The organism is Pantoea sp. PNT03, from assembly GCF_014852515.1.
Lineage (GTDB): Bacteria > Pseudomonadota > Gammaproteobacteria > Enterobacterales > Enterobacteriaceae > Pantoea > Pantoea leporis.
The window spans coordinates 1-16,820 of record NZ_JACVBT010000008.1; the positions used below are offsets into that span (position 1 = coordinate 1).

Below are 16,820 nucleotides of genomic sequence, written 5' to 3' on the forward strand. Positions count from 1 at the left end.
GATAGGCCGGGTGTGTAAGCGCAGCGATGCGTTGAGCTAACCGGTACTAATGACCCGTGAGGCTTAACCTTACAACGCCAGAGGCGTTTTGGTCTGAGAGACCAGAGATTTTCAGCTTGTTTACGGACTGGTCTGCGGCGCCTGAGAGGGGGCAGCGGACGAAACAGAATTTGCCTGGCGGCTTTAGCGCGGTGGTCCCACCTGACCCCATGCCGAACTCAGAAGTGAAACGCCGTAGCGCCGATGGTAGTGTGGGGTCTCCCCATGCGAGAGTAGGGAACTGCCAGGCATCAAATAGTGAAGAAGCCCCGGACGAAAGTCCGGGGCTTTTTTACGTCTGAATGTTAGCTAAAAACTGGCTATTTCAACGCTTTTTAAGCCACTGAACAATAAAATCGGCAACCTGCATTGGCTGATTAATATCCAATATGGGCAAATTCAGTTCCATATCCTCATCAGTAGCGACTGCAATCACATACTGATCCAGCAAATCCTTAATCTCACCTTTAACGCCACGCCGCCAAAGTGCAATTTTGGGGACCGGCTCATCTTTGAAGCCCTCGACCAGCACCAGATCCAACGTTGAGCTATCCATCTGTGATGCTAATTGCATTAGGCTTAAAGGCTTATTAGGTGATTCAACCATCAATGCCCAGCGCTGATTACTGGCGACGATCACCTGATCCGCCCCAGCTTTACGCAGCAAATAACTGTCTTTCCCCGGCGTATCGATATCCATCTGATGATGTGTGTGCTTAATTAAGCCTGATCGAATCCCCTGAGTTTTGAGAAGTGGAATGACTTGCTCAAGCAAAGTGGTTTTTCCTGTCCCGCTCCATGCGGAAATCGCCAGTAAGCGCACACTCATAAATACTTTTCCTCATTCATGAGATCGTCTGGCGTATTGATATTGCGGAACGCAGATTCTGGGTCTGAAAACGCAATAGCATGCCCGCCATGCTCATGTAAGAACTGCATTAAACGTCGCTCGCCGCGCAGTAGCCAGGTTTCAAGATCATCAGCCAATGCGCAATTGACCAGCGCTAAGGCTGGATGATCACGCTGGGAGGATTTCACCCACACAGCGGGCGCATCATTACGCTGTTGCCACAGACGCGCGACAAAGTCATTGGGGATCCATGGCGTATCACAAGCGCAGAAAGCGACCCATTCGTTTTTACTGCTGCGTAAACCACTGAGCATCCCGGCCAGCGGTCCGGGATAATCGGGCAATGTATCGATAACAACCTGACAACCGCTTGCCTGATAGCGATCAATGTTACGGTTAGCGCTTATCAACACAATATTGACCTGCGGCCGGAATCGCCGCAAAACGTGCTGATAAAGGGGTTCACCCTGTAACATCAATAACCCCTTATCCTGGCCTCCCATACGACTGCCTTGGCCACCCGCGAGGATCACGCCGGTAAATGCTGTCATATTCGTCTCCTTGCTTCATTCTGGACGATACTTACTGAGCGGCAGCGTACCATCTGCATAAAGGAATCAATGATGAAATATCACCGACTCAATGAACTGCTCGAGCTTCTGCAACCCGCATGGCAGAAGGATGCCGATCTCAACTTGCTGGCATTTTTGCAAAAACTGGCGCAGGAATCTGGTTTCAGTGGCCCATTAAGTGAATTAACCGATGATGTATTGATTTACCATCTCAAAATGCGTGACACAGATAGCCAGAGTGCCATTCCCGGCCTGAAAAAGGATTATGAAGTGGACTTCAAAACCGCGCTATTACGTGCACGCGGTGTGATTAAGGATGATGAGTAATGTTATCCTTGCGCATTAATCGCAAAGGTAACACACAGGCAAAATGATGAGCGAAGCCGCCTTTAATTTCCAGACGTTGAATCCCGATGTCATCCTTGATGCACTTTGGGATACGGGTCTGCGTGTCGAATCAGGCTTAACCGCCCTCAATAGCTATGAAAACCGCGTCTATCAGTTCAGCGACGATGATAAACGCCGCTATGTGGCTAAGTTTTATCGTCCGCAGCGCTGGAGCGCACAACAGATCCTTGAAGAGCATCAGTTCACTCAGGATTTATTAGAGGATGAAGTGCCGGTTGCCGCGCCGCTCGTTCTGCAGGGCAGCACGTTGAATCATCATGCCGGCTTCATGTACGCGGTCTTCCCCAGTTTAGGCGGACGGCAGTATGAAACCGATAACGAGGATCAGATGGAATGGGTTGGCCGCTTTCTGGGGCGCATCCATCAAACCGCAAAGCAAAGCCTGTTTCAGCAGCGACCCACTTTCGGCCTTGAAGAGTATGTTTTTCAACCGCGTCGGGAGCTGGAACAAAGCGCGTTAGTACCGGCTTCACTCAAAGACTTACTGCTTGCTGCCGTTGATAAGCTCAGCGCGACGCTGCAGCAGCGCTGGCATAGCCATTGGCAGCCGTTAAGGTTGCACGGCGATTGCCATCCCGGCAATATTCTGTGGCGTGAAGGCCCGATGTTTGTCGATCTTGATGATGCCCGTAACGGGCCAGCAGTGCAGGATTTATGGATGCTGGTCAATGGCGATCGTCAGGAACAGTTGATTCAATGGGACATTTTGCTGGAAGCCTATAATGAATTCGGTGATTTTGATTTACATGAATTGTCACTGATTGAACCTTTACGCGCTATGCGCATGGTTTATTATTTGGCCTGGGTAGTACGCCGCTGGCAGGATCCCGCTTTTCCGCGCGCCTTCCCCTGGATGACAGATGAGGATTTTTGGCGCCGGCAGATTGCATTATTTATCGAGCAGGAAAGGCTGTTACACGAACCGCCGTTGCAGCTTAGCCCGCAATATTAATGAAGTACTCAGGAGATTGTTTCACGATGAAAAAGATCATGTTTGCGCTGGTAGGTTTAATGCTGGCATTTGGCGCCTCGGCGGCACAGTTCAACGATGGTAAGCAGTTCGTTACTTTGCCAAAGCCAGTGGCGGGTGAGCCGCAGGTTCTGGAGTTCTTCTCCTTCTTCTGCCCACATTGCTACCAGTTCGAACGCGTTTATCACGTGAGCGAGGCAGTGAAAAAGAACCTGCCGGCGGACACGAAAGTGACCAAATACCACGTTGATTTCCTTGGTGGTCAATTCGGTCCGGTTGTCACTCAGGCATGGGCTGTTGCCATGGCGCTAGGCGTAGAAAGCAAAGTTACTGCACCGATTTTCGACGGTATTCAGAAAACCCAAACCGTTACCGATGCAGCAAGTCTGAAAGAGACTTTTATTGAAGCGGCGGGTATCTCTTCAGAAGATTACGATGCAGCGTGGAATAGCTTCGCAGTAAAAGCGCTGGTTGCGCAGCAGCAGAAAGCAGCAGCAGACGTCAATCTGCAAGGTGTGCCAGCGATCTTCGTTAACGGCAAATATATGGTTAACAACGGCGGCCTGGATACCAGCTCAATGGACAACTTCGTTGCTGATTACGCCAATGTAGTGAAGTTCCTGGTAGAAAAGAAGTAATTTAGTTTTTAGAACGCCGGTACTGCCGGCGTTTTTTATTGCCTTCATTCTCTTATTTGTGCGATGTATTTATTAACCCTTCGCTTAATATCCACATGGACGATCGTCTTTTCATTAGGGCGAGCAAGATCACAATAAGTATTTAACTTGCTGATATAAATGAATTTTTAATATTAAAGTAATTGCAATTAACGTAAATAACAATACGTTATGATTTTTACGCACAAACTTATCCACAGTTTGATCCTTGCGATCCGTGCCGCGTAACGACGAAAAAGATCCTGACTTCCCCGAGTGCATTCAACATTCTCCTCTGGTTGTGGCATCCTTATAGCCCTCATTATCGCAACGAAGAAAATACGAACCTATGGCGCAAATTGCAGAAAATCCCCTGATTCTGGTCGACGGCTCATCTTATCTGTACCGTGCATATCATGCCTTTCCGCCGCTAACGAACAGTGCAGGCGAGCCAACTGGCGCCATGTATGGTGTGCTCAACATGTTGAAAAGCCTGTTGATGCAGTATCAGCCAAGCCATGTGGCTGTGGTCTTCGATGCGAAAGGCAAAACCTTCCGCGATGAGCTTTTTGAACACTACAAATCGCACCGTCCGCCGATGCCAGACGATCTGCGTGCGCAGATTGAGCCGCTGCATGAAATGGTGAAGGCGATGGGCCTGCCGCTGTTGGCGGTATCTGGCGTTGAGGCGGATGACGTTATCGGTACGCTGGCGCTAGAGGCGGAAAAACTCGGCCGCCCGGTGTTGATCAGCACCGGCGATAAAGATATGGCGCAGTTAGTGACGCCTGCGATCACCTTGATCAACACCATGACGAATACCGTGCTCGGTCCGGAAGAGGTCGAGCAGAAATATGGCGTGCCGCCAGCACTGATTATCGATTTCCTCGCCATGATGGGCGACAGCTCCGATAACATTCCAGGCGTGCCGGGAGTCGGTGAGAAAACCGCGCAGGCGTTGCTGCAAGGCTTGGGCGGTATGCAGTCAATCTATGACAATCTCGATAAAGTGGCCGATCTCTCGTTCCGCGGTGCGAAAACCATGGCGGCGAAGCTGGAGCAAAATCGCGACGTCGCGTTCCTGTCTTATCAGCTGGCAACCATCAAAACCGACGTTGAGTTGGATCTGACCTGCGATGAGCTTGTCGTCAATGAACCTAATGTCGAAGCGCTGCAAACCTTGTTTAGCCGTTATGAATTTAAGCGCTGGATCACCGATTTGCAGGATGGTTCATGGCTGCAACAAGGTAAGAAGAGCAACGCGCAGGCTAAGAAACCGCAGCTCAGCGAACCTGCTGCGCCCGCTGCCCAAGCGACCAGCGTGCTCTCTGCGGATGGCTACGTCACTATACTCGATGAAGCGACATTTGCCGCATGGCTCAAAAAGCTGAAAAGCGCCGAGCTCTTCGCTTTCGATCTTGAGACCGACTCGCTGGATACCTTAAGCGCCAATATTGTCGGCATTGGTTTTGCCGTCGCGCCGGGCGAAGCAGCTTATCTGCCGGTTGCCCATGATTATCTGGATGCGCCAGATCAGCTGGATCGCAGCGAAGTGCTGAAGCAGCTAAAACCGCTGCTGGAGGATGGTAACGCGGCGAAGGTTGGTCAGAATCTCAAATACGATCGCGGCGTGCTGAAGAATTACGACATTGAACTGAACGGCATCAAATTTGACACCATGCTGGAATCTTATTGCCTGAATAGCGTGGGCGGAAAACACGATATGGACAGTCTGGCCGCGCGCTGGCTAAACCATAAAACGGTGACTTTCGAAGAGATCGCGGGTAAAGGCAAAAATCAGCTCACATTTAATCAGATTGCTATCGAACAAGCGGGCCACTACGCGGCGGAAGATGCCGATGTCACGCTGCAATTGCATCTGAAAATGTGGGAGAAACTGGAGCCGGAAGCGGGGCCGAAACAGGTATTTGAAGAGATCGAAATGCCGTTGTTGAAGGTGATATCGCGGATTGAGCGCAACGGCGTGCTGATTGACCAGAATATCCTGGCGAAACACTCGCAGGAGCTGACCACGCGTGTGGCCGAGCTGGAGCTGAAGGCGCACGAGCTGGCAGGCGAACCGTTTAATCTCTCTTCACCCAAACAGCTGCAAACCATTTTGTTTGAAAAGCAGGGTATTAAACCGACCAAGAAAACGCCGGGCGGCGCGCCGTCGACCAGCGAAGAAGTGCTGGCTGAACTGGCTCTCGATTATCCACTGCCTAAAGTAATTCTGGAACATCGTGGTTTATCAAAGTTGAAATCGACTTACACCGATAAGCTGCCACTGATGATCAATCCGCTTACCGGCCGCGTACATACATCCTATCATCAGGCGGTAACGGCGACGGGACGACTCTCGTCTACCGATCCTAACCTGCAGAATATCCCGGTGCGCAACGAAGAAGGGCGCCGAATCCGCCAGGCGTTTGTCGCCGGATCGGGCAATCGTATTGTCGCCGCGGACTACTCACAGATTGAACTGCGTATCATGGCGCATCTGTCGCAAGACAAAGGCCTGCTGGATGCGTTTGCCCAGGGCGAAGATATCCACCGTGCCACCGCATCAGAAGTGTTTGGTGTGGCGTTAAGCAAAGTTTCAGGTGAGCAGCGTCGCAGTGCCAAGGCGATCAACTTTGGTCTGATCTACGGAATGAGCGCGTTTGGTCTTTCCCGCCAGCTCAATATCGGTGCGGGTGAGGCGAAGAAATACATGGATCTCTACTTTGAACGCTATCCGGGCGTGCTGCGTTATATGGAAGAGACGCGCGCGAAGGCAGCAGAGAAAGGCTATGTAGAAACGCTCGATGGTCGTCGTTTGTGGCTGCCTGATATCACTTCCAGCAATGCGATTCGTCGTAAAGCGGCGGAGCGAGCGGCGATTAATGCCCCAATGCAAGGCACGGCGGCAGACATCATCAAACGCGCGATGATTGCGGTGGATGGCTGGCTGTTGGAGCAAAAAGACGATGCCGTGCGCATGATTATGCAGGTACACGATGAACTGGTGTTTGAGATCCGCAGCGATGCAGTGGATAGCGCCATTAAGACCATCCGTGATCTGATGGAGAACAGCATGAAGCTGGATGTGCCGCTGCAGGTGGAAGTAGGCACCGGCGATAACTGGGATGAGGCACACTGATCATGCTGATTCAGCGGTATTTGCGTGCCGCTGGCATCATCATAAGAAAAAAGTTTACTTAATCGGTTCAGCAACCTCACAAAGCGGTCTATTAAATGCGCGTTTTGTAACTGCCTATCGGCTAAGCATTTTTTTAGTAATTAAACTACATCGAACGCGTGAAAGTGTGATGAGCTTAGTAAAAAAGATGTCGAATCCTGAAACTTAACAACAAAAAACCCTTTGTAGGGCGCTGAAAATCAGGTAGAGTTTGTCGAGTAGGGTACAGAGGTAAGATGTTCTATCTTTCAGACCTTTTACTTCACGTAATCGGATTTGGCTGAATATTTAGCCGCCCCAGTCATTTATGACTGGGGCGTTTTTTATTGGGCTTTTTCTCAAAAGCCGCAACAAAATCACTCTGCTGTTTCTTCGCCGTCGCCTTCTTGCGCTGGCTCTAGTTCGCTAAACCAGCTGTCCAGCTTCTTACGCACAATATCAACGCCCATCTTCTTCAGCGACGAGAACATTTCCACCTGCACATCACCGTTAAAGGCCAGCGACGCTTCGCGCACCATCGTCAGTTGTGCTTTACGTGCGCCGGATGCCAGTTTGTCGGCTTTGGTCAGTAAGACCAGCACGGGAATCTGGCTCTGCACGGCCCATTCAATCATGTTCTGATCGAGGTCTTTCAGCGGATGGCGAATATCCATCAATACCACCAGACCCTTCAGCGCCTGACGTTTTTGCAAATATTCCGCCAGCGAGCGCTGCCATTTGCGCTTCATCTCTTCCGGAACCTGGGCATAGCCATAACCGGGTAAATCGACCAGACATTTACCTTCAACCACTTCAAACAGGTTAATCAGCTGAGTACGACCTGGCGTTTTACTGGTACGGGCCAGACCTTTTTGGTTAGTGATGGTGTTCAGCGCGCTGGATTTGCCTGCATTCGAGCGCCCGGCAAAAGCAACTTCAATACCCACATCCGCCGGTAAGTGGCGAATATCGGGGGCGCTGAGCATGAAATGGGTCATGTGATAGTTCAAAGCAGACAAAGTGAAACTCCAGCAAAATGAATCGGGCAATTGGGCTGATTATACCTGTAATGGCGCAAAAGTGCCCGATAGCGTCCAAATGCGCCATTTTGTAAGAGATCTATGATTTTTACTGCCAGCGATTACCGCTTCATGGAATATTAGCAATCCATTTAGATGTTATATTTCAATGATTTGAAATGAATTTAGGAAATACCACTCTAAAATAGAGACAAGTCTCACTTGTTCATTTTACCTATTAGTCTACATTTGTTGTCAGTGCACGGCAGCACCCATCAGGATGATGAGCTCAGGAGTGTCGGGGATGACCAAGAGCATGGCGGGAAGCGATTCAGGCAGGAATCGAACAAGGACAGGGATTAATCGCAGGAGCGATGTGGCGATGGAGCAACCGGGACGTTGTGAGCCGTAAAGGATTTATTCAGTGTTTCCTTCATATGAAGGTGCGATAAAAGGCGATAGCATAGGCTATCGCCTTTTTTCTTTGCTTACTTTCTGCTAGATTTCGCCGCAATTCTATACTGAACTCACAAAGCACCGCCGAGACCGGACACCATGAAGCAACCTGCATCAGCCCCGCGTGGCAAACCTGCTGCGAAAGCCAAACGCAAATCGCGTGAAGACCTTAATCAGGAAGCGCGCGATCGCAAACGCGATAAAAAACATAGCGGCCATAAATCTGGCAGCCGCGCCAATCCTGAAACGCAAGCCGCTGGCAAAGGTCAGGGTAAAAAAGCTCAGGATCCACGCCTGGGCAGCAAAAAGCCGATCGCATTAGTTGCTGATGGTAAAACCCAGCCGGCAAAAAAGCCTGAAGCGAAACCAAAGCCAAAAGCAGAAAAAGTTCGCCTGACGCCGCAAGAAGAGCTGGCGAAGCTGGAAAATGACGAACGTCTGGATACGCTGCTGGATCGCCTGGAAAACGGTGAAACCTTGAGTGGCGAAGATCAGGCCTGGTTGGATCAAACCTTAGACCGCATCGATGAGCTGATGGAAACGCTGGGCATCGCGCTGGATGACGAAGCGGAAGATGAGCAGGCTGAAGAAGATATGATGCGCCTGCTAAAAGGTAATTAAGGCAAATTTTGATCGGCATGCGTTTTCGCGCATGCCGCGCTAAACAGGTATTCACCTATGTTTTGGCCTGGATCAATTTTCGCGCTGCTGCTGACATGTTATCTGCTCTGGTTATTGTTTAAACTACGCCGCCTGTCGCGTCTTAAGTCGCGTTTACGTCGGCGTTCAGCCCATCGCTTCGTCCACTCTTCTGCTACGCGACCCTCTCTCAGACGACGTCACCGTAAGGAGTGAGCATGTCATCGCAGCAGATTGATTGGGATCAGCGCCTCATCGAAAAATACAACTACGCTGGCCCACGTTATACCTCTTATCCCACCGCGCTCGAATTCAGTGAGAAATTTGGTGAGGCAGATTTTCAGCAAGCCGTGCAGCGCTATCCCGATCGTCCGTTATCGCTGTATGTGCACATCCCGTTTTGCCATCGGCTTTGTTATTTTTGTGGCTGCAATAAAATCGTGACGCGCCAGCTGCATAAAGCCGATCGCTACCTTGATGTGCTGGAGCTGGAAATTCGTCAACGTGCGCCCTTATTTGCGGGCCGCTGCGTCACTCAATTGCACTGGGGTGGTGGCACGCCGACATTCCTCAACCAGCAGCAGGTGAGCCGGCTGGTGGCGCTGCTAAGCGAGCATTTTACGATTGCCGATGACGTCGAAATGTCGATCGAGGTTGATCCACGTGAAATCGAACTGGAGATGATCGATCATCTGCGCGCGGAAGGTTTTAATCGCCTTAGCATGGGCGTGCAGGACTTTAATAAAGCGGTGCAGGAGCGCGTGAATCGCGTGCAGGAGGAAGAAACCATCTTCGCTCTGGTGCAGCGTGCGCGTGAGCAAGGCTTCCGTTCGGTTAGCCTTGATCTGATTTATGGCTTACCGCTGCAAACGCCGGAAAGCTTCGCCTTTACCTTACAGCGCGTTACTGCACTCAATCCCGATCGCCTCAGCGTCTTCAATTATGCGCACATGCCTTCACTGTTCGCTGCGCAGCGTAAAATTAAAGATGAGGAGCTGCCAGGTGCAGCACAGAAACTGCAGATCCTGCAGGAAACCATCGCCACCTTAACCGGCGAAGGCTATCAGTTTATCGGTATGGATCACTTCGCACGTCCGGATGATGAGCTGGCGGTGGCACAACGCGCTGGCGAACTGCATCGTAATTTTCAGGGTTACACCACCCAGGGCGAAACCGATTTGCTCGGTTTGGGCGTGTCGGCCATCAGCATGCTGGGCGACAGCTATGCGCAAAATCACAAAGAGTTGAAAGCCTATTACGCAGATGTCGAGCAGCGCGGCAATGCGCTGTGGCGCGGGCTTAGCTTGAGTAACGATGATTGTTTGCGCCGCGATGTGATTAAAGCCTTAATCTGTAATTTCGCACTGGATTTTGCCGCGGTAGAGGCGCAATACCCGGTTGAGTTTGAACACTATTTTGCCGAGGATTTAGCACTGTTAGCGCCGCTGGTGGCGGATGGATTGGTGGAGCAGCACGGTCGCAGCCTGCACGTTACCGGCGTCGGTCGGTTGCTGATTCGTAACATCTGTATGTGCTTCGATGTGTATATGCGCCAAAAGGTGCGCATGCAGCAATTCTCGCGAGTGATATAAAAAAACGGGGAGCCTATTCGCTCCCCGGTTTCAAAACGCAAAACGTGCGCGTTATTCCATCCCCAGCTCTTTCAACTTACGCGTCAGGGTATTTCGTCCCCAGCCGAGCAAGCGTGCCGCTTCCTGTTTGTGCCCTTGTGTATGACGCAGCGCGGTGGTGAGCAGCGTGCGCTCCATCTCCGGCTGTGCTTCCGACAACAGGTTTTGATGACCGGAACGCAAGGCGCGATCTGCCCACTGCGCCAGCAGCGTAGCCCAGCTGTCCGGCAACGATTGCACCGGATTGTCTGGCGTGCTGGATTCAAACAGTTCAGGCGGCAGATCCTGAATCAACACTTCCTGGCCAGCTGCCATCACCGTCAACCAGCGACAGGTATTTTCCAGCTGGCGCACGTTACCGGACCAATGCAGACGCGTCAGCGCGGTTTCGGTTTCGGGATGCAGAATCTTCGCTTCCACCCCTAACTCGCGTGCAGCAACCTGCAAGAAGTAACGCGCCAGGCGCGGAATATCTTCACGTCGTTCACGCAGCGGCGGCAGATGAACGCGGATCACGTTAAGACGATGGAACAAGTCTTCACGAAATTTGCCTTCCTGCACGCGCAGCTCAAGATTCTGGTGGGTTGCCGCGATGATACGCACATCCACTTTCACCGGCGCATAGCCGCCAACGCGATAAAACTGGCCATCGGCCAATACGCGCAATAAGCGGGTTTGCACATCAAGCGGCATATCACCAATTTCATCAAGGAACAGCGTGCCGCCATCGGCCTGCTCAAAACGTCCCTGACGAATCTGGTTGGCACCGGTGAACGCGCCTTTCTCGTGACCAAATAGCTCTGATTCAATCAAATCTTTGGGAATCGCCGCCATGTTCAGCGCGATAAAAGGAGATTTCGCGCGTGGACTGTGGCGATGCAGCGCATGTGCCACCAACTCTTTACCGGTACCGGATTCACCATTGATCAGCACGCTAATTGAGGAGCGTGAAAGACGACCAATGATGCGGAACACATCCTGCATTGCCGGCGCTTCGCCGATAATGTCGGTTGTTGGGCCGCTGACGGGCTGATTACGCGGCTGCTGCTGCTCCTGATAATGGCTAATCGCACGTTCAACCAGCGCGACCGCTTCATCAATATCAAACGGCTTTGGCAGGTAATCAAACGCACCTTGCTGATAAGCGCTGACGGCCGCATCCAGATCGGAGTGTGCGGTCATAATGATCACCGGTAGCATCGGATGGCGCTGCTTAATCTGTTTCAGCAGCGCAAGTCCATCCATGCCAGGCATACGAATGTCTGACAATAATACGTCTGGGGTTTTGCTTGCGAGCGCGTCCAATACCTCGTTAGCGCTGTCAAAGGTTGCACAGCTCAAACCGGCTCCAGTGAGTGCCCTTTCAAGCACCCAGCGGATGGAGCTATCGTCATCGACGATCCAGACTATCCCTCGTTGCATAGAAACCTCACTGGCGAATAGGCAGGTAAACCGAGAATTCGGTGTGACCTGGCCAACTGTTAAATTCTATTTTTCCTGAATGCTGATCGATCAGGCTACGGGCGATGGACAGACCTAAACCGGTGCCACCTTCGCGTCCGCTAACCATCGGATAGAACAGGGTATCTTGTAGCTGGGCCGGAATGCCTGGGCCGTCATCTTCAATATCAATACGCGCGACTAAGCGGTAACGCGTGCCGTGCAGCGTGAGCTGGAAGGCGGTACGCGTACGAATCACAATGGTGCCGCCTTCATCGCCTAATGCCTGCAGCGCGTTTCGCACCACATTCAACAGCACTTGTTCAATCTGGTCGGGATCGTGCGGCAGTTCCGGCAGGCTTGGGTCGTAATCGCGCACCAGCGAAACGTTATCCGGCAGCTCCATCGACACCAGATTCACCACGCGTTCGGCAACCTGATGAATACTTTGCGTTACGTGCAAGCCCGGCTGTTGCGGGCCAAGCAGACGATCAACCAGATTACGCAGGCGGTCGGCTTGCTCAATGATGATGCGCGTATATTCATGCAGGGAAGGATCGGGTAACGCGCGAGTCAGTAGCTGCGCGGCGCCACGTAATCCTCCCAGCGGGTTTTTAATCTCATGCGCCAGACCGCGCACCAAATCGCGGGCAGCGACCTGCTGAGCATGCTGAATTTGTTCCTGGCTAAGACGACGTTGATTATCCATCGGCGCCATTTCCAGCAGAATAAAGCCATCCGGTAAGCGCTGTGCCGTGAGCGACATAATGTGCGCGCGGCCATCAACCACCAGAGTGACTTCGCTATCGGTAAAGCCCTGGCCAGCTCCGAGACTCTCGCTCATCACCTCAATATTCAGCGAAAAATAGCCGGTTAATTCCGGTAATGGCGTGCCGAACAATTTACGTGAGCTTTGCGCCAGTAATTGCTGAGCCGCCGGATTGGCGTAATGGATAACTAAATCGTTATCGACCAGCAAAATACTGTTGATCAGGGAGTTGAGAATCTGCCCCGCGTCGGGCAGCGTGCCAGTTGCCATACAGCGTTCCTCTGCACTAATTTAGTGCATTATAGCCATTCAGGACGGAAATCTGTGCTTCGAACCATGAATGCGCGGAGAAAAAAGCCCATCCGGAGATGGGCTAAAGTTTCCACGGCAATTAAAAATCTTTCAGGCTGTTCACGCAGCAAAAAGAGTGCGTGAACAGGGAGCTGAAATTTTTAAATTAAACGCTGTAGTACAGTTCGAACTCAACTGGGTGCGGAGTCATACGCACGCGGTCAACTTCTGGCTTACGCAGTTCGATGTACGCATCGATAGCGTCATCAGTGAACACGCCGCCACGGGTCAGGAACTCGCGGTCTTCGTTCAGTGCGTTCAGCGCTTCTTCCAGAGAACCTGCAACTTTTGGAATCTCAGCTTCTTCTTCCGGTGGCAGGTCATACAGGTTTTTGTCCATCGCATCGCCAGGGTGGATCTTGTTGATAACACCATCAAGACCGGCCATCAGCAGCGCGGTGAATGCCAGGTATGGGTTAGCCGCTGGATCCGGGAAGCGTGCTTCGATACGACGTGCTTTCGGGCTGGCAACCACTGGGATACGGATAGAAGCAGAACGGTTACGGGCAGAGTAAGCCAGCATAACTGGCGCTTCGTAGCCTGGGACCAGACGCTTGTAAGAGTTGGTGGTTGGGTTCGCCAGGGCATTGATCGCTTTAGCGTGCTTGATGATACCGCCGATGTAGAACAGAGCAGTTTCAGACAGGCCGCCGTACTTGTCGCCAGAGAACAGGTTCACGCCGCCTTTTGACAGAGACATGTGGCAGTGCATACCAGAACCGTTATCGCCGAACATTGGCTTAGGCATAAAGGTTGCCGTTTTGCCGTACGCGTGAGCAACGTTGTGCACCACGTATTTGTAGATCTGAATTTCGTCAGCTTTTTTGGTCATGGTGTTGAAGCGGGTTGCCACTTCGTTCTGACCAGCTGTGGCTACTTCGTGGTGATGTGCTTCAACCACCAGACCCATCTGCTCCATGGTCAGACACATGGCAGAACGGATGTCCTGTGCTGAGTCAACCGGTGGCACTGGGAAGTACCCGCCTTTCAGACCTGGACGGTGACCTTTGTTACCGCCTTCGTACTCTTTACCGGTGTTCCAGGCTGCTTCGATATCGTCGATAGCCACGTGTGAACCTGAAGTAGAAGAACCGAAACGGATGTCATCGAACAGGAAGAACTCTGGCTCTGGTCCAAACAGCACGGTATCCGCGATGCCTGAAGAACGCAGGAACTCTTCTGCACGCTTAGCAATGGAGCGTGGGTCACGGTCGTAGCCCTGCAGTGTGCCTGGCTCAAGGATGTCGCAACGGATGATCAGGGTCGAGTCTTCGAAGAACGGATCCATGACTGCAGTAGTTGCATCCGGCATCAGCACCATGTCTGATTCGTTAATGCCTTTCCAGCCACCGATGGAGGAGCCATCGAACATTTTGCCTTCTTCGAAGAAGTCAGCGTTAACTTGGTGAGCAGGGATAGTAACGTGCTGTTCTTTACCTTTGGTATCGGTAAAACGCAGGTCAACAAACTTAACTTCATGCTCGTTCATCATCGAGAGAACGTGTTCAGCGGACATACTCAACTCTCCTGGAAATGGTCATTATCGTCATGGTGAGAGAACTTCGTTGCCGGGAATGTGTCACGACTGCTGACCACTCCTAACTAAAGATCTCGGCAAGCTCTTTCAACCGTTTTATAACTGTCGTTTTCGCTTAAAATATATAAAGCGAATTCTGTGCCAACTTTATGACAATGGCGAAAATGGCGCTACAATGCGCCCTTTCGTGAGTCGAAGGCTGCACCAGGATGGATTGCATGCATCGTTATGGTGCACCACAGGTGAAGTTAAGCACTAATTTGGTGCAAATTACTATCGCAGTGCAGATTAATGCACCGTAAACGGTGCTAAAAACCAGCGCTACAAGAAACTTTCGGCGAAATCTGTGATCATGTTCAGTCTTCCGCTTAATCCGTGTACAATACCGCGTTATTTCTATAATGCCTGAGGCAAAGCTGTGATCGAAAATTTGCGTAACATCGCCATCATCGCGCACGTTGACCATGGTAAGACCACCCTGGTTGACAAGCTGCTCCAACAGTCCGGTACTTTTGATGCTCGTACCGAAGCGACTGAGCGCGTAATGGACTCCAACGATTTGGAGAAAGAGCGTGGGATTACCATCCTCGCAAAAAACACCGCCATCAAATGGAATGACTACCGTATCAACATCGTTGATACCCCAGGACACGCCGACTTCGGTGGTGAAGTGGAGCGCGTCATGTCCATGGTGGATTCGGTGCTGCTGGTTGTAGATGCGATGGATGGCCCTATGCCGCAAACCCGCTTCGTAACCAAGAAAGCATTTGCTCATGGTTTGAAGCCGATTGTGGTTATCAACAAAGTTGACCGTCCGGGCGCGCGTCCTGATTGGGTTGTTGATCAGGTATTTGACCTGTTCGTTAACCTGGATGCGACTGACGAGCAACTGGACTTCCCGATCATCTTCGCTTCGGCGCTGAACGGTATCGCGGGTCTGGAACACACCGACATGGCTGACGACATGACCCCGCTGTATCAGGCGATCGTTGACCACGTTTCTCCACCTCAGGTTGAAGTTGAAGCGCCACTGCAGATGCAGATCTCGCAGCTGGACTACAACAACTATCTGGGCGTGATCGGCATCGGCCGCATCAAGCGCGGTACCGTGAAGCCGAACCAGCAGGTCACTATCATTGATAGCGAAGGCAAAACCCGTAACGGTAAAGTCGGTAAAGTGCTGGGCCACTTGGGTCTGGAACGTATCGAAAGTACCCTGGCAGAAGCGGGCGACATCATCGCGATCACCGGTCTGGGCGAGCTGAACATCTCTGACACCATCTGCGACACGCAGAATGTGGAAGCGCTGCCAGCCCTGAGCGTCGATGAGCCAACCGTTACCATGTTCTTCAACGTGAACACCTCACCGTTCTGCGGTAAAGAAGGTAAGTTCGTGACCTCGCGCCAGATCCTGGAGCGTTTGAACAAAGAGCTGGTACACAACGTGGCACTGCGCGTTGAAGAAACCGAAGATTCGGATGCGTTCCGCGTTTCCGGTCGTGGTGAGCTGCACTTGTCGGTTCTGATCGAAAACATGCGTCGTGAAGGTTTCGAGCTGGCGGTATCCCGTCCGAAAGTTATCTTCCGCGAGCACGAAGGCCGTAAGCAGGAGCCATTCGAAAACGTGACCCTCGACATCGAAGAAACCCATCAGGGTTCTGTGATGCAAGCGATGGGTGAGCGTAAAGGCGATCTGAAAAACATGGATCCAGATGGTAAAGGCCGTGTACGTCTCGACTACATGATCCCAAGCCGTGGTCTGATCGGCTTCCGTAACGAATTCATGACCATGACTTCAGGTACCGGTCTGCTGTACTCCACCTTCAGCCACTATGACGATGTTCGTCCGGGCGAAGTGGGCCAGCGTCAGAACGGCGTGCTGATCTCGAACGGTCAGGGTAAAGCGGTAGCGTTCGCCCTGTTCGGTCTGCAGGATCGCGGCAAGCTGTTCCTCGGTCACGGTGCGGAAGTGTATGAAGGCCAGATCATCGGTATTCACAGCCGTTCTAACGATCTGACAGTAAACTGTCTGACTGGTAAGAAACTGACCAACATGCGTGCGTCAGGTACTGACGAAGCCACCACTCTGGTTCCACCGCAGAAAATGACGCTGGAACAGGCTATCGAGTTCATCGATGATGACGAACTGGTAGAAGTGACTCCGCTGTCAGTCCGTATTCGTAAACGTCATCTGACCGAGAACGATCGTAAACGTTCTTCTCGCGGCAGCAAAGAGTAAGCGAAACAGTCTGATATTGAGCCCCGCACCCGCGGGGCTTTTTTATGTCTGCAACCCGCTGCAACGCTCGCTTAATGAAGTTTG

13 protein-coding genes and 1 rRNA gene are annotated in these 16,820 nt (G+C 51.8%); 8 read left to right on the plus strand and 6 right to left on the minus strand.

The genetic code is table 11. The features are described 5' to 3' along the window. Window positions 1-173 precede the first annotated feature (173 nt). Window positions 174-289 (plus strand): 5S ribosomal RNA (rrf, locus tag IB226_RS22005). 75 nt (window positions 290-364) lie between these two features. On the opposite strand, the gene mobB is transcribed toward rrf, so the two are convergent. Both mobB and mobA read right to left on the minus strand, forming a co-directional pair. Beyond that, window positions 365-868 (minus strand): molybdopterin-guanine dinucleotide biosynthesis protein MobB, encoded by a 504-nt coding sequence (mobB, locus tag IB226_RS22010; RefSeq protein WP_110868414.1) that lies wholly within the window; start codon window positions 866-868, stop codon window positions 365-367. Next, the gene (gene mobA, locus IB226_RS22015) at window positions 865-1,440 is read right to left on the minus strand and encodes a molybdenum cofactor guanylyltransferase MobA (RefSeq protein WP_192237006.1); all 576 of its coding nucleotides are present in this window, start codon (window positions 1,438-1,440) and stop codon (window positions 865-867) included. Before mobA ends, mobB begins: the two co-directional genes overlap by 4 nt. Window positions 1,441-1,512: 72 nt before the next feature. On the opposite strand from mobA, the gene IB226_RS22020 reads away from it, so the two are divergent. The 4 genes from IB226_RS22020 (at window position 1,513) to polA (ending at window position 6,637) form a co-directional block, all read left to right on the plus strand. Then, on the plus strand, window positions 1,513-1,788 hold the full coding sequence (locus IB226_RS22020; RefSeq protein WP_101760725.1) for a YihD family protein: 276 nt from the start codon (window positions 1,513-1,515) through the stop codon (window positions 1,786-1,788). Window positions 1,789-1,834: 46 nt separating this feature from the next. After that, window positions 1,835-2,821, plus strand: coding sequence for a serine/threonine protein kinase (locus tag IB226_RS22025; RefSeq protein ID WP_137386805.1), 987 nt, complete (start codon window positions 1,835-1,837; stop codon window positions 2,819-2,821). 26 nt (window positions 2,822-2,847) lie between these two features. Next, entirely contained in the window at window positions 2,848-3,477 is a 630-nt protein-coding gene (gene dsbA / locus IB226_RS22030; protein ID WP_192237007.1) for a thiol:disulfide interchange protein DsbA, read from the plus strand. A gap of 367 nt (window positions 3,478-3,844) precedes the next feature. After that, on the plus strand, window positions 3,845-6,637 hold the full coding sequence (gene polA, locus IB226_RS22035; protein ID WP_192237008.1) for a DNA polymerase I: 2,793 nt from the start codon (window positions 3,845-3,847) through the stop codon (window positions 6,635-6,637). A gap of 395 nt (window positions 6,638-7,032) precedes the next feature. Here polA and yihA read toward each other — a convergent pair whose 3' ends face one another. Next, a complete protein-coding gene (gene yihA, locus IB226_RS22040) occupies window positions 7,033-7,674 on the minus strand; it encodes a ribosome biogenesis GTP-binding protein YihA/YsxC (RefSeq protein WP_101760721.1) in 642 nt (213 codons plus the stop codon). Between the two features lie 555 nt (window positions 7,675-8,229). On the opposite strand from yihA, the gene yihI reads away from it, so the two are divergent. Together yihI and hemN are read left to right on the plus strand one after the other, a co-directional pair. After that, a complete protein-coding gene (gene yihI, locus IB226_RS22045; RefSeq protein ID WP_101760720.1) occupies window positions 8,230-8,751 on the plus strand; it encodes a Der GTPase-activating protein YihI in 522 nt (173 codons plus the stop codon). 236 nt (window positions 8,752-8,987) lie between these two features. Next, window positions 8,988-10,361, plus strand: a complete 1,374-nt coding sequence (gene hemN / locus IB226_RS22050) for an oxygen-independent coproporphyrinogen III oxidase (protein ID WP_192237009.1) — start codon at window positions 8,988-8,990, stop codon at window positions 10,359-10,361. A 51-nt stretch (window positions 10,362-10,412) separates the two neighbouring features. Here hemN and glnG read toward each other — a convergent pair whose 3' ends face one another. The 3 genes from glnG to glnA all read right to left on the minus strand — a co-directional run bounded on the left by glnG (window position 10,413) and on the right by glnA (window position 14,476). Further along, on the minus strand, window positions 10,413-11,822 hold the full coding sequence (glnG, locus tag IB226_RS22055) for a nitrogen regulation protein NR(I) (protein ID WP_008109800.1): 1,410 nt from the start codon (window positions 11,820-11,822) through the stop codon (window positions 10,413-10,415). A 7-nt stretch (window positions 11,823-11,829) separates the two neighbouring features. Then, complete coding sequence (gene glnL, locus IB226_RS22060; RefSeq protein WP_008109798.1) at window positions 11,830-12,879, minus strand: nitrogen regulation protein NR(II); 1,050 nt, start codon at window positions 12,877-12,879, stop codon at window positions 11,830-11,832. 187 nt (window positions 12,880-13,066) lie between these two features. Then, window positions 13,067-14,476, minus strand: coding sequence for a glutamate--ammonia ligase (glnA, locus tag IB226_RS22065; protein ID WP_007885243.1), 1,410 nt, complete (start codon window positions 14,474-14,476; stop codon window positions 13,067-13,069). A 439-nt stretch (window positions 14,477-14,915) separates the two neighbouring features. Between glnA and typA the strand changes: the two genes are divergently transcribed. After that, on the plus strand, window positions 14,916-16,736 hold the full coding sequence (typA, locus tag IB226_RS22070) for a ribosome-dependent GTPase TypA (protein WP_008109794.1): 1,821 nt from the start codon (window positions 14,916-14,918) through the stop codon (window positions 16,734-16,736). The last annotated feature ends 84 nt before the right edge of the window (window positions 16,737-16,820 follow it).